12 protein-coding genes are annotated in these 13598 nt (G+C 62.9%); 3 read left to right on the top strand and 9 right to left on the bottom strand.

The genetic code is table 11. The features are described 5' to 3' along the window. Position 1: 1 nt before the first annotated feature. The 9 genes from AC13EK_RS01240 to AC13EK_RS01200 form a co-directional block, all read right to left on the bottom strand. Positions 2-361: a hypothetical protein gene (locus AC13EK_RS01240; protein WP_037512581.1), complete on the bottom strand. Its 360-nt coding sequence runs from the start codon at positions 359-361 to the stop codon at positions 2-4. A gap of 83 nt (positions 362-444) precedes the next feature. Continuing rightward, positions 445-1257: an energy transducer TonB family protein gene (locus AC13EK_RS01235; RefSeq protein WP_069338072.1), complete on the bottom strand. Its 813-nt coding sequence runs from the start codon at positions 1255-1257 to the stop codon at positions 445-447. A 4-nt stretch (positions 1258-1261) separates the two neighbouring features. Further along, positions 1262-1591, bottom strand: a complete 330-nt coding sequence (locus AC13EK_RS01230; RefSeq protein WP_234792457.1) for a hypothetical protein — start codon at positions 1589-1591, stop codon at positions 1262-1264. Positions 1592-1620: 29 nt separating this feature from the next. Then, positions 1621-2448: a DUF3325 domain-containing protein gene (locus AC13EK_RS01225; protein WP_081331777.1), complete on the bottom strand. Its 828-nt coding sequence runs from the start codon at positions 2446-2448 to the stop codon at positions 1621-1623. After that, positions 2445-2747, bottom strand: a complete 303-nt coding sequence (locus AC13EK_RS01220; protein WP_004207408.1) for a hypothetical protein — start codon at positions 2745-2747, stop codon at positions 2445-2447. Before AC13EK_RS01220 ends, AC13EK_RS01225 begins: the two co-directional genes overlap by 4 nt. After that, positions 2744-4372 carry a PepSY-associated TM helix domain-containing protein gene (locus AC13EK_RS01215; RefSeq protein WP_069338068.1) on the bottom strand — a complete coding sequence of 543 codons (1629 nt, stop codon included), beginning with the start codon at positions 4370-4372 and terminating at the stop codon, positions 2744-2746. Before AC13EK_RS01215 ends, AC13EK_RS01220 begins: the two co-directional genes overlap by 4 nt. A 213-nt stretch (positions 4373-4585) precedes the next feature. Beyond that, positions 4586-7099: a TonB-dependent siderophore receptor gene (locus tag AC13EK_RS01210; protein ID WP_139150066.1), complete on the bottom strand. Its 2514-nt coding sequence runs from the start codon at positions 7097-7099 to the stop codon at positions 4586-4588. A gap of 120 nt (positions 7100-7219) precedes the next feature. Further along, positions 7220-8200: a FecR family protein gene (locus AC13EK_RS01205; RefSeq protein WP_069338066.1), complete on the bottom strand. Its 981-nt coding sequence runs from the start codon at positions 8198-8200 to the stop codon at positions 7220-7222. A 108-nt stretch (positions 8201-8308) separates the two neighbouring features. Then, the gene (locus AC13EK_RS01200) at positions 8309-8821 is read right to left on the bottom strand and encodes an RNA polymerase sigma factor (RefSeq protein WP_004207412.1); all 513 of its coding nucleotides are present in this window, start codon (positions 8819-8821) and stop codon (positions 8309-8311) included. Positions 8822-9095: 274 nt separating this feature from the next. Here AC13EK_RS01200 and AC13EK_RS01195 point away from each other — a divergent pair, with 274 nt between their 5' ends. From AC13EK_RS01195 to AC13EK_RS01185, 3 genes are all read left to right on the top strand, one after another. Then, a complete protein-coding gene (locus AC13EK_RS01195) occupies positions 9096-9602 on the top strand; it encodes an RNA polymerase sigma factor (protein WP_037517457.1) in 507 nt (168 codons plus the stop codon). 129 nt (positions 9603-9731) lie between these two features. Beyond that, on the top strand, positions 9732-10709 hold the full coding sequence (locus AC13EK_RS01190; RefSeq protein WP_069338064.1) for a FecR family protein: 978 nt from the start codon (positions 9732-9734) through the stop codon (positions 10707-10709). Positions 10710-10844: 135 nt separating this feature from the next. Beyond that, positions 10845-13361: a TonB-dependent siderophore receptor gene (locus tag AC13EK_RS01185; RefSeq protein WP_069338074.1), complete on the top strand. Its 2517-nt coding sequence runs from the start codon at positions 10845-10847 to the stop codon at positions 13359-13361. The last annotated feature ends 237 nt before the right edge of the window (positions 13362-13598 follow it).

The following is a 13598-nucleotide window of genomic DNA, read 5'->3' as shown; positions in this document are numbered from 1 at the left end:
GTTATTCGGTCTCCTCGACCGTCGACGCATGCTGGAGGGTGAGAGGCGGCAGTTGAATACCCAGCGCGTTGAGAGTGCCAGCGCAGTGAACCACGGTGAGCGTAAGCATGGCGTCGCGATGGAATGATTTCGTATAGCTCAGTACCCGCTGCGCCTGCGCCAGCCAGGCCAACAGCGAAAGCTCATCACGGCCGAGCCAGCTAGTGCCGGGCACATTGACCCGCATGCCTGCGCGGTGCGCCAGATCACGAAGTCGACCAAATTGCGCCTCATAGAGGAACAGGGCTCGATCGTCGGTCTGGTCTCCCCGCAGCATGCGGATGACGCGCTGTTCGATAAACGAACGGCGCTTGAGCGCCATCGCCGTTCGACGCGGCGATCCTCGGGCGATTGTTGTCAATGCGACACTCTCCCAATGAGGGTTTTCAGGCCCAATGAGGGTTTTCAGGACATGAAAAACTCTACGGGGACCACCAGTTCGATGCTGTCGCCCTTCACCTCTTCAGGCGGTCTGGGCAGCGGCGAGGCCCGCTTGGGCAGGCTGAGAGCCTCGTCGTCGAGGGAGCGGACGCCCGAGGACCGCTCCAGCCGGACAGACAAGACCTTGCCATCGCGGTTCATGACGAAGCGGATATAGGGCACGCCCTGCTGGCGCCGGAACACCGCCTCCCGCGGATAGCGCTTCACCTTGTTGAGCGCGCCCAGCACGAGGCCTTCCCAACTGGGTTTGGCATCGCTGGCCTTCTGCGCGGGCGGTGCCGGCTTGGTTTCCGGCGCCGTGGTCTTCTCGACCGGCGGGCCGGGATCGATGACAGGCTTGGCCGCAACCAGCGTGACCGGGTTCTGGCTTGGGATCTCGATTTCGGGAACCTCGATCCTGGGGCGATCGGGCTGAAGCTGCGCGTTTTCCTTCTGGACCTGTTCGGGGCCTGGAGACACCTGCCGCTGTGGTTCGGGCGGTGCGGCGGGAGCAGCAATATCGAACACGCTGAGCGCTGGCGTTGGCTTTACTGCAGTGTAGACCTGCCAGGACAAAAACAGGCCAGCGGCTATGACCATGGCGACGCAGCAAACCCCGGCCATTCCGAACAGCCGCGTCTGAAGGCTTATGGGCTGGTCCGCGTAGCGACCCGATGGCCGCCATGCTGACGCTGCTGATATCGCCCCCATCTCGACGAGGCCCGTCTGGCGGGCAGGATCGTCCGACGCATCATAGGCCAGAGGAGCCACCCGCGCGCTGCTGCGATTGACCGTCATGCTCTCATTTCCTCACCCAACGGGCTCGGTCGCTTGCCCTCGGCAGGCTGATCTCATCATGTTCGACGATCGCCTGATGGCCGGGCCCTACGTCGAACAGGACATAATAGGGGCCTTTGGGCCGCACAAAGGTCAGCGTGCCATCCTTGCCCAGCTTGCCGGCCAGCAGCCTCCTGTCGGCATGATCAACCACCTCAAGGCGCTCGCCCTGTGCTGTCTCCCCTTCGGCGTAGCCTCCCCGGCACCGGACAGTCGCCGGGTCCAGCAACACGCATTTGAGGATCGGTTCATGCGCCAGTACGGGCGTCGACAAGACGCCGATGATGACGGCCACCCCACAGGCTAGAGGTCTTCTCACGGCTGTCATTTCGTGCGCTCCTGATGGGCGAACCAGGTGACGGTCGCAGGCGAGACAGCGGCCATCGGCCACGATGTCTGATGGACCGCGCCGTCCTTGCCCACAACCGTCATCCATAATTCACTCCTGGCGGTGAGATTGGAGGGCAACTGGATCTGTGTCGAACGCTCCCAGCGCGCGCCCTCGAACGCGACGCCCGAAGCGCGCATGGCGCGTGGGCGATTGACCTTGAGGGTGACGCGCAGGATCTGGTTGTCGCAGCTTTCGCAAAAGCGCAGGCGATAGGCTTTCATCGGCACATCCATGTCGACCAGTTCCGGGGCATCACGGTCAGTCTCGGCAAAAGTGAAAGTCCAGGGGCCGACCTGACCATGTATCGCATCCTCGCGTTGCAATGGCTTGGTCTCCACCTGTGCGAAGGCAATGGCAAAGGCTGCAGCGGTCGAAGCCAGCAGAAGCCAGCCGATCCAGCGCCGGGATCGGCGGATCGGTTCGTCGTCCACCAGCGCGGTCTTCCTGCGCGGGCTACGGTCCGCGCTGGCCTTGACCGGCGGCTGCCACGGCCATTTCGGCAGGGCGAAGACGAGTGCGACCGCAGCGAGGCCAATCCATCCGGTCCAGATGGCAATGCCGACTCCGGCCGTCACAAGCCCGGCGATGCCAAGCGCCAATGCGCCCGCCAGTAGCGCCCAGCCACCAATTCGCGCGCCCAGGCGCCAATGCGGCGCGGGCACGATGCGCAGCAGATGTTTGGCATGGCGCTCCATGCCCACGGCCAGCGCCACGAAGCCAAGGAAGCTCAGCACCAGCATGGCGAGATGCACGCCGCTCACGCTGCACCTCCCGCACCGAGCAGCCATGCCGCCGCGCTCAGCAATGCAGTGCCGCCCAGCACGACGCCCCAGATCCACCGCAGGCGACGGACATGGAAGGCCCAGATGACGAACCCCGCATAGAGCGCAAAGCTCAACATGGATGCGCTCAGCACCGCTTGCGCCTTAGGAAGCGGCCAGACGAGCGCGAGCAGCACGGTTGCGGCGGAGATCAGCGCGTAACCGCCCAGAAATGCGCCTGCGACCCGCGATGCGACCGCCAGGCGGTAGCCAACGGAAACGGACTTGCCCCGGCTCATGCCTGCGCCGCCCGCAGCACGGGTTGCCGCGCCGGAACCGTCACTGGGCGCAAGCGCCGCTGCACCTTGCGGGCTGTGAAAGCGAAGGCACCGGCGAGGCCCAGCATGGTGAGGTCGAACCCGGCGAACACCCAGTCCCCCTCGGCAAGCGAAATTGGCAAGCCGCGCCCGGTCGTCAGCGCATTCAGCAGCGGCACGCAGGCGAAAGCGGCGCAACTCGCCCACAGCAGTTCGATCCATGCCCGACGCAGTGGACGGCCCAGCGCGTAGAACAGCGTGCCCAGCCATAGCGCGAACAGACTGTGATATTCCCAGGCCGCACGGTCCATCATGTCGACCGGAAGCAGTCGGTTGGCCCAGAAGAAGCCCGCTACAGCCAGCGGCAGGCCCGCAATCGTGGCGACGTTAAGGCTCTCGACCAGACGCACGCCGAACTGCTCCTGATGCCCGCGGTCTTCGTTCAGATGAAAGCGGCGCCGCTTGACCGACCACAGCACCAGTCCCGTACCGACCATCGCGCAGCCAAGCAGGCCAGACGCAAAATAGGCCCAGCGCCCCCAGATATCGACGTAGAGGCCTTCATGCAGGTTGAATAGCACGCTCTGTGTCACGCCCGGCGCGCCACTGGATGCCGGCTCATCTGGCAGGCGCTGGCCGGTGTCGGCGTTGAACCGCATGGTTGCCGCATCATTGCGCCCAAGGCCCATCGGGACATGGGTCAGTTCCACTGCCGGCACCTCGCCTTCCATCCGCTCGACGGTGATCCAGGCGATCTGGTCCATGCCCCACGCCTTGCCGGCCTGTGCGATCATGGGCGCGAGCGGTGCTGCCGGGCGGCCTATCGGCGCATGCCTATGCTCTCCGCCTTCGTACAGTTCATCATAATAGGCCCCGCTCGTTTCCGGGTCGGTGCCGTAGATCACGTCCTTGCCGGCGGGCATGTAGGCGAAGAGAAAGAAGACCAGCCCGCTATAGGTGATCATCAGGAAGAAGGGCAGCGCCATCACGCTGACCACATTATGCGCGTCCAGCCAGGAACGCTGGCCCTTGCCGGGGCGGAAGGTGAAGAAGTCCTTGAAGATCTTCTTGTGGGTGATGACCCCGCTGACGATCGCCAGCAGCATCAGCATCGTGGCTATGCCAACGATCCGGATCGCCCAGTCATAGGGCAGGTAATGCAGTGCGTAGTGCATGCGGTAGAGGCCAAAGCCGCCCGCCGTCTCTCGCGGTTCGGGATCGGGCGGCAGGACGGCGCCGCTGGCCGGGTCAAGGCGCTCATTGCTGCTGGCGCCATAGTCATGCGTCCCGCTCGGCATTTCCTCCCAGCGGACGGAGAAATTCTGCCAGTCGCGGTCCCCCGGCTGCCGGTAGGGGAAGGTGATCTGCCAACTCGCGGCGACCGGTGCGACTGTGGTCAATCGTTCGATGGCCCGGTCGGTCAGGATCGTGCGATCGACCTCGACGGGCGCCACCGTGACCACCCGCTCGGGCTGCATCCAGCGGCTAATCTCCTGCTGGAAATAGCCCGCCGTGCCGGTCACGAAGACGAAGAACAGCAGCCAGCCTGCCACCAATCCAACCCAGGTGTGCAGCCAGGCCATCGACTGGCGGAATGCGTCTTTCATGCGATTGCTTTTCAATACCGTTTGGAGAGCGTCTGTCAGTTAGACGTTTGACCGCTGCGGATTTTCACATTTTCTCTTGCAACGTGAAACGGCCCATGCCCGCGCGTGGCTTGCCTGACCGAGCAAAGCAGCCTTTGGAGCGCGGCCTTCGCCGCCATATCCCGCGCGAAACCTTCGACTGGGAATGTCGGAGGTTTCGCGCGGGTCATCGGCTCAGTAGGTTCCGCGCAGCGTCACCATGAAGTTGCGGGGATTGCCATAAGTCGCCGCGCTGCTGGTGGAGACGCGGTACGTCTTGTTTGCCAGATTATCGAGGTAGACACCCAGCGTCAGATGCCGGTTGATCTCGTAATCGGCACTGGCGCCGATCACGGCATAGCCCTTGCGCAAGTCCGAATTGCCGAACACGCGGACGCCGGCACCAAGGCGCAGCCCCTCCAGCGCATCAGGAAGCTGATAGGTGCTCCACACCCGCGCCGAATGCTTGGGTGCCCAGAGCAGGATCGGGCCGCCTTCGTCGTCTTCCTTGTTCTTGGTCACGTTGAACGTGTATCCGGCGGAAACCTGCCAGCTCTGCGTCAGCGCGCCTTTCAGTTCGGCGTCGAACCCCTTGCTGGTCTGAAGCTTCGCCACGCGCTGCATATAGGTGGTGCCATAGCCGGGGATGACGACCTGCCCCTGCGTTTCATCATTCACGTAGACGTTGTTCTTCTCGATGTAGAACACCGAAAAGGCCGCCTGCAATGCACCTCCGTTGAGGTCACCCTTGACGCCGCCCTCGAAGTTGCGGCCGGTGGTCGGCTTGTCCGAAAAGCTGATCTGCGTGGCATCCTCGTGCCACTGGCCGATCGGCACGATGTTCTGCATCGGCTCGAAGATTTCGGAGTAGCTGGCATAGGTCGTCCAGTCGGACGAGACGTCATAGGTGACGGCCGCGTAAGGCACGAACTTGCCGATCGTCTGGCCCCGGAAATTCTCGTTGCGGCTGTAGCGCCCACCGATAATCACCTTGACCGGATCGGCGATATGCATGCCCAGCGTGCCCCAGAAGCCGTAACGGCTCGTGACCCAGCCGTCTTCGCTGTAGACGCTGCCCCAAGTGCCGTAACCGCTCCAGGTGGCGATTTCGGCCTTGGTCGGCTTGGCGTAGCGATAATAGGTCAGATAGTCTTCGACCGTCACGCCGGCTATGCTGCCGATCGGATTGGTCGAATTGGCGTCGCTGCGCGACCAGTTCGCGCCGACGGCAACGTCGTGCTGTCGGCCGAACAAGGTGAACTTGCCCTTCAAATTGGCGTCCGCCATCGTCTGGTTGGAATAGCCGTGCGACATCCAGCGCATGAAGAAACCGCTGGGGACTGCCGCATCGGAATTGATGCCGATGCCATAATAGCCATAAAGCTCGTCAGAATCGACTTCGCTGCGGGTGACGTTTACGGTCAGGTTCCAGTCGGGGCTGAAATCGTGGCTGGCCTTGGCGAAATATTGCAGGGTCTGCGCCTTGTCATAGGACCATTCAGGCATCCAGGAATCCCGCCTCGACAGGATCGGCAGATTCTCCGGCGTGCCGAGACTGCCCGAACGCCATGCCAATGTGCGTTCATATTTCTGTGTGTTCAGATCGTCATAGCTCAGGCCCGCCGACAACGTCGTATGCGCGCCTGCGTCCCATTCAATGATGCCATAGCCGAACTTGTCCTTGGTATAGGCGCCGGTGAAATAGGAATCCGCGTCCTGCCAGCCCGCCACCACGCGCGCCCGCAATGTGCCCGAAGCATTGAGCGGCCCGCCCACGTCAAGCTCGGCGCGGTAATTGTCCCAGCTTCCCGCATAGGCGGCGAACTTGATTTGGCGCTTGGTCGTCGGGCGCTTGCGCACAAGGTTGACCGTGCCGCTGGCGTCCCCGTTTCCCGAACAGAGCCCATCCGCACCGCGCATCACCTCGACATGGTCATAGGCGAGCAGATTGGGCAGGCCGACGCCGTTGATGATCGATTGCAGGCCGTCATGCATGCGCATGGGGCTGCCGCCGTCTATCGTCAGGTTCTGCATCAGAAAGCCGCGCGAATAGAATACGGGGGTACGGGCATTATAGGAGGCCACGTAGACGCCGGTCACCTGATCGAGCGCGGCGGTCACGGTGGTGATATCCTTGTCCTCGATCTCCTGCGCGGTCAGCACCGTGACGCTGCGGGGGATGTCGCGCAGGCGCTGCGCCGACTTGCCACCGACCTGTGCATATTGCCCGGCAAGGGACTTCGTCCCCTCGGTCATCGTCAGGGCAAGGTCCGCGCCATCGGTGCCGTTGGCCGTCATGGTTGCAGTTGCGCCCTCTACCCTCACCGGCCCCAGCTGGACCGCCCCCTCAGCCGACCTGGGCGCTCTTTCAAGCGTATAGGAGCGCGCACCGCTCTGCCGGAAGGTGAGGCCTGTTCCGACTAGCAGGCGCGATAGCGCCTCGGCCGGGCCATAGCTGCCCTGAAGGCCCGGACTGGCGATGCCATTCGTCAGGTCTGCATCATAGATGATTTCTATGTCGGCTGCCTCGCCAAGGCGGTTGAGCGCAACGGCCAGCGGCCCGGCAGGCACATTATAGCTGCGTCCCTGGGCATAAGCGCTCGTTGGCATGACGATCCCGGCGCCCAGCGCGGTCGTCGCGAGCAACGTCGCCGGAATGACAGTGCGAAATCCCGTCACAGCAGCCTTGCCGGCCTCTACAATCTTCACGTGTCAACCCCCAAAATTCAGGCATCTGATATGAATGGCAATTCGCTAATGCGAAGCGCCTTCAAGAACATGACGTCTCAAATCTCGAAGTGAGAACCGGGGAGCCGAATTTTTTCGGGTTCAGCCGTGAATGAAAATCACCCGGTCGGTGAGACGGATGGACGCCAGCTTCAAGGATGCCTGGAGTGTGTCGAGCGCGGCGATGGGATTGTCGGTGCGGAAAATCCCGCTGACGCGCCGGTTGCCCAGATCGGTGCCGATGATGCCGATATATCCCGGATGATAGCGATTAAGCTCCGCCACCACGGCTCGTAGCGGCTGGTCCACGAAGACAAGCCGTTTGCGGGTCCAGGCGGAGACCGCATTTGCATCGACGGTGCGAACGGAACCAACGCCGTTCCCGTCATATCTGACGGACTGCCCTTCCTTCACGATCGCGATGGAGGCCCCGGCGCCCGGCGCTGCCACGCGAACGCTATGCAGGGTAACGGTAACCTGCGTCCTGTCGGCATGACGATCGACGATGAACCGCGTGCCCAGCGCCGTGGTCGATCCGCCTTTCGCTTCGACCGAGAATGGGCGCCGGGGATCGCGCGCCACTGAAAAGGCGGCTTCGCCTTTCAGCACATGCACGATCCGGCGGTCCGGCTGGTAATCGATGGATATGGCGCTGTCGGTATTGAGCTGGACCTGCGATCCATCGGCTAGGGTAATGGTGCGCTGTTCGCCCGTCGCCGTCATCGCATCGGACCGCAGTGCTGTCGGCCAGTCCCCGATCGCGCCCGCGACAAGGAGGGCGACGCTGGCCGCGACGGCCGGCGCAATCCATTTTCTTTTGCCTTTCAGTCGGCCGACCGGCGGATAGCCTGGCAATGGCGGCTCGCTAAGCCTGCGCTGCGTCACTTCCGAACGAATGGCCGGATGCCCCATGAAGCGCCACGCCGCACGGGCCTTTTCAAAGGCCGGTGGGTGACGGGGATCGCTGCCCAGCCATTGCTCCAGAGCCGCAATGCCATCATCGGTCAGGCCGGCATCCTGTTCGATCGCCCAGCGCGTCGCGGCATCCTCGATCGGATCCGGGGCATCCTCGTCAGCGCCCATAGTGCATTCCGATCGCTTTTCCCGCCTCAACCATGGAAATTTCACACTCTCCATAATCATTGACGTTCGAAAGCGGCATCCGGACACTCCGCAAGCCAACAAATCGCCTCATTCACTTTCCCCTAGTCGGGTCATGCAATGTCGCAAGGCCTGCTGGAGATGTCGGACGACCATGCTGCGGGAAATCCCGATCCGATGCGCAATGTCGTCCAGAGTAAGTTCGTCAAATTTGCGCAGAATGAAGATTTCTCTGGTTCGCGCGGGGAGTTCGTCGATGGCGGTCATCGTCACGGCCAGACGCTGGCGATCGGACAGTTCGGTATCGGCTCCAACCATGTCGGCCGGGATTTCCTCGGGGAGCGTATCGGCGGCGTGGAACAGGGCAGCATATCTGCCGTCCGCCCTGATGCGATCCTTTGCAAGATTGGCCGCCAGCCTGAACAGATAGGCCCGCTTGTTCAGGATTGGCGGATCATCCTCGATACGCTGCACCCTGAACCAGAGGCTTTGCGTGACGTCCTCCGCTGCCGGCCGATCGCGCAATATGCTTTCGACAAGTCGCAGGAGCGACGTGCGCTCTTGCAGGAGCAGGCGCGTAAGGGCGGCGGCGTTGTTGAGCATCGCTATCTGCCGCCGCATTACGTGCATTGATAATCGTTCGCAACAACTCATGTGCCGCTTGTGCGTGACTGCGATCGGGGCGGAGCGTTCAATCACATACCGCGTTGTTCCTTGCTTTTGGCTGATGGACAGGGGCAGTGGTTGGCAACGACCCGACGTCCGCTGCAGGATGGATTGCAGCGGTCAGGCTCTTCCTCTATGCGCCTTTTTGAGAATCGATCGCAAATGCTCTTCGCCGGACGGGCCTTGCGCATGTTCGCAGGAGCCGTGGGCGTTGAAACAAGCGACTATAGCAGCGCGATTATATGCGGCGCAGCGCCCGGCGCTGGTTGACTATGCCGCCAGCATCCTGGGTGATCGGGCCAGGGCCGAAGATATCGTACAGGATGCCTGGATATCGTTCGCATCGATCGAAGATCAGAATGGGATCCAGAATCCCGATCGCTTCCTGCGGCGGATGATCCGCAACCTGGCGATCGACGCCCTGCGCCGGACAAGGCGCTATGATCGGATCGCAGGCGGCGATATGGAAGAGGCCGAACGCACGGTGCAGGACAATGCGCCAGGAACGGAACAGGCCCTGATCGCCCGTCAGGAACTGGCTCGGGTGCAGAGGGCTTTGGCGCGCCTCCCCGAACGGCAGCGGCTGGCCATAGAGATGCACCGCATCGGCCGCTACAAGCTGCGGGAGATTGCGGAACGGCTGGGCGTGTCCATTCCCTTTGTTCATGGCCTGATCGTGAAGGGGCTGGCGGCTTGTGACGACTATCGCGATGAGTGAACGGCCCATGCACCTTTTCCTCGCCCCGCTTAAATTCCGGGCAGCCCGATCGTCTGTGGTCCTGTGGAGGAGCGCCATGCCCAATCGTCCGATTTTTCGGGCGTGTCGGATTGGCGATGGAGGTGGTCTGTGACGGAAGAAAGCTTGCGCCTTGCAGCCGCCGACTGGCTCGTCCGCCTGCAGGAGCGCCCCGACGACGCAGCATTGAAGGATGCCTTCGACGACTGGCTGGATGCCGATGCCGGGCATGTCATCGCCTGGGCCAGGATGGCGGAAACGGCCGATGCCATCGCCGATGGCGAACCGGCGTTTCGGGACCGGTGGGACGCGGCTCCCGGCGTCATTCCGCCATCGCGTCCGGCGCCCGAGGCCCGTCATGCGGGTTGGCGGTTCCATGGCCGGCGCAGATTGACCATCGCGGCTGTGGCGGCAGTCTGCGTGGGCGTCCTGGCTGGGCCATCGTTGCTGCTGCACCTGCGCGCCGATCATCGCACCGGCGCGGGCGAAACCCTCATGGTAGCGATGGACGACGGCAGCCACATCCGCCTGGGTCCGGACAGCGCCATCGCCGCATCCTTCGACAAGGGACATCGCGACATCCGCCTCCTGTCCGGGCAGGCATGGTTTGAGGTCCGATCGGACAAGGCCCGGCCTTTCCGGGTCATGGCGGGCCATGTCACCACTAGCGTGCTGGGCACCGGCTTCGACGTGCGGATGATCGGCACGGCGACGTCGGTGGCGGTGCGTCACGGTCGCGTGCGGGTGGAGGCCCAAGGTGCACCGGCGCGGGAACTGACGGCCGGCCAATGGGCCGTGGCCGCCGCCGACACTGCGCTGAAAACCGGGACCGAACAGCCCGACCTTATCGGCGCCTGGCAGAGCGGCGATATCGTGGCGCGCAGACTGACCATAGCCGCCGCGATCGACGAACTGCGCCCATGGTTTGGCGGCCATATCATCGTCACCGACGCCAGCCTTGCAGCCCGCCCGATCAGCGGCATCTATCATGCCAATGATCCGGCGAAGGCGTTGGAAACCATGGTCCATCCCTATGGCGGGCGGGTCACCCGGATCACGCCTTGGCTGCTGATCGTTTCCGGCCACTGACCACGCGGAAAAGATTTTCGACGGAAAATTACGGTCGCTGGTTAAAAGCTCCACCGCTCAGGCGTCCAGCGAGGGAGAGGAGTTCTTGCGAGGCAATAGCATTTCCGCAACCTCCTCGTGCAGTTGGAGGCAGAATTGACGGACGTTAGCATATTGGGGCAAAATTTCGGGCGCGCTTTGGCCATCGGCCTGCTCGCATCAACGGTGACGGGGGCAGCGCTGCTGTCGCCCGCCATGGCGCAAGCATCGCCCAACAGCGCGCAGCGCCGCATCAACGTGCCCGCCCAGCCATTGACCGATGCCGTCATCCTGTTCGGCCGCCAGTCCGGGGTGGAGGTGACGGCCGGATCCGATCTGCTGAACGGCAAGATCAGCAGCGCAGTTGCCGGCAATTTCGCCCCGGCCGAGGCGCTGAGCCGCCTGCTGAGCGGCACCGGCCTGACCTTTCGCTTCATCGGCCCCAAATCGGTCGAACTGCACCCCGCTCCGCAGGCTGCCAATGGCACCGTGCAGCTTGGTCCGGTGCGGGTCGAAGGCGCGGATGGCGGCAGCGGTTCGGGCAGCTTCGCCGGCATCACCAGCGATCCGGTCGCGACTGAAGCCACTGGTTCCTACACCATCCCCGCGATGAGCACGGCCACGAAGCTGTTGCTATCCCCGCGTGAAACGCCCCAGTCGCTGACGGTCGTCACCCGCCAGCGGATCGAGGATCAGGGCCTTGCCACGTTGAGCGACGTGGTGCGCGCCACGCCCGGCCTGTATCTCACCAAATGGGGCGGCGAGCGCTATCGCTTCAATGCCCGCATGTTCCAGCTCGACAACCTGATGATCGACGGCATGCCGGTGCAATATGAGGAGGCGGCGCTCTCCACCGGTATTCTCGACATGTATGATCGGGTGGAGGTTGTGCGCGGCGCCGCAGGACTGATGGAGGGCGCGGGCACCCCGGCCGGATCGATCAACCTGGTCCGAAAGCGCCCCACGCGGGAGACGCAGGCGATCTTCACGCTCAGTGCAGGAAGTTGGAACAATTTTCTGGGCACGATGGATGTGGGGGGCGCCGTCAACAACGCAGGCACGCTGCGCACCCGTGCCGTGGTAACGTATCAGGACAAGGACAGCTTCATCGACGATTACCATAATCAGCGCATGTCGCTTTATGGCATAGTCGAGGCGGATCTGGGTTCTTCTACCCTGCTGACCGTGGGCGCCAGCTACAGCAATGAGGATAATCCCGGCGTCGACTGGAATGGCCTTGGCACGGCCGCGGACGGCAGCTTTCTGGACATAGCCCGCTCCACCCGCATGAGCCCCAGCTGGTCCTATTGGGACAAGAAGAGCGCGACCTATTTCGCCAATCTGGACCATGAATTCGGCAATGGCTGGAAGGCACGGCTGGCCGCCACCGCAATCCAGAGCGAGATGTCGATGATCGGCACCTTCCTGTCCTATGCCAGCTCCACGGCCGGTGAAACGCGCTTCAATCTGGGCGGCGCGGCGCTGGCCTATCATTATGATCGCGACCAATTGAGCCTCGATGGCTATGCCTCCGGTCCGTTGACCCTGTTCGGCCAGACCCATGAACTGGTCGTCGGCGGCAGCTATCGCAAGGCGACATGGGACGATATCGGCGCACCCACCGATTTTACCGCTGTCAGCTTCGACCCGCTGGACTGGGACCCGCGTTCCGTGCCCGCGCCCACCATCACGGGCGACTGGACCATGTATCTGCGTGATCAGAAGCGCGAGCAGATCGGCGTCTACTCCACCGCCCGGTTGACAGTGGCCGAACCCTTGACGCTGATCCTGGGCGGGCGTTTCGACTGGTTCAAGCAGCAACTGGCCAATGGCTGGGCCGGCGCCATCTACAGCACCGCTGATTACAAGGTGAAGGGCCAGTTCACGCCCTATGTCGGCGTGGTCTATGATTTCCACCGCAACCACTCGCTCTATGCCAGCTGGACGCGGATCTTCAATCCGCAGAACAACCTGACCCGGACTGGCGCGATCATCGCTCCGCAGGAGGGCGCGAATTACGAAGTGGGCGTCAAGGGCAGCTATTGGGATGGCCGCCTCAACACCAGCCTGGCGCTGTTCCAGATCGAACTGACCAACCTGCCCATGGCACTGCTCGCCTCGGAATGCGCTGCCGGTCTCACCGCCTGCTACGCCCCCTCCGGCAAGGTCCGCAGCCGCGGCGTGGAGTTTGAAGTGTCGGGCGAACTCGCCAAGGGCTGGCAGCTTTCGGGCGGCTATACCTACAACACTGCAAAACATCTGAGCAGTTCGAGCTATAATCCGACCGGTATCTATACCGATGGTACGCGCTACGGCACGAACCTGCCGCGTGGGCTGTTCAAGCTTTCGACGACCTACAATCTGCCTGGTGCCTTCGACCGCTGGACGCTGGGCGGCACGTTGCAGGCACAGAGCAAGATTTACAGCGCGCCCTATGGCGGCCTCGTCCAACAGGACGGTTACGCGCTGCTCGACCTTTCGATCAAATATGCTGCATCCAGTCGGGCGACGGTGACGGTCAATGTGAACAATGTTTTCGACAAATATTATTACGAGAATGTCGGGGCGCCTACCGGTTCCAACTTCATCGGGGCACCACGCAACGTCCTGGCGACGCTGCGCTACAAGATCTGATCGTCGCAGCATATGGCGCGCTGCTGGCGGCGCGCCACATGCTGGCGGACCATCTGCTTACAATGGCGGCCATCTGTATCGCGAAGGAATGGAATGGGGAGGTCACGTCCGTCAATGTGGTGTAATTTCGGTGCTGGCCATCGGGCTGCATTTTCAGGCGGCCTTGGGTGTAATCTGTAGCGGCTGAACCTCCTCGGTTATGGGTGTGGCAAGGGCGGCCATGCCCTCGATCTGCAT

This window comes from Sphingobium sp. L-44, from assembly GCF_056859495.1.
The sequence above is the reverse complement of the archived record's forward strand: the minus strand, read 5'-3'. Positions and strand labels throughout refer to the sequence as shown.

Excerpts from the sequence above, each read along its gene's own strand:
- AC13EK_RS01205 (WP_069338066.1), bottom strand. The coding sequence starts at position 8,200 with ATGGGCGCTGACGAGGATGCCCCGGATCCGATCGAGGATGCCGCGACG.
- AC13EK_RS01240 (WP_037512581.1), bottom strand. The coding sequence starts at position 361 with ATGGCGCTCAAGCGCCGTTCGTTTATCGAACAGCGCGTCATCCGCATG.
- AC13EK_RS01200 (WP_004207412.1), bottom strand. The coding sequence starts at position 8,821 with ATGCTCAACAACGCCGCCGCCCTTACGCGCCTGCTCCTGCAAGAGCGC.
- AC13EK_RS01220 (WP_004207408.1), bottom strand. The coding sequence starts at position 2,747 with ATGAGCCGGGGCAAGTCCGTTTCCGTTGGCTACCGCCTGGCGGTCGCA.
- AC13EK_RS01235 (WP_069338072.1), bottom strand. The coding sequence starts at position 1,257 with ATGACGGTCAATCGCAGCAGCGCGCGGGTGGCTCCTCTGGCCTATGAT.
- AC13EK_RS01215 (WP_069338068.1), bottom strand. The coding sequence starts at position 4,372 with ATGAAAGACGCATTCCGCCAGTCGATGGCCTGGCTGCACACCTGGGTT.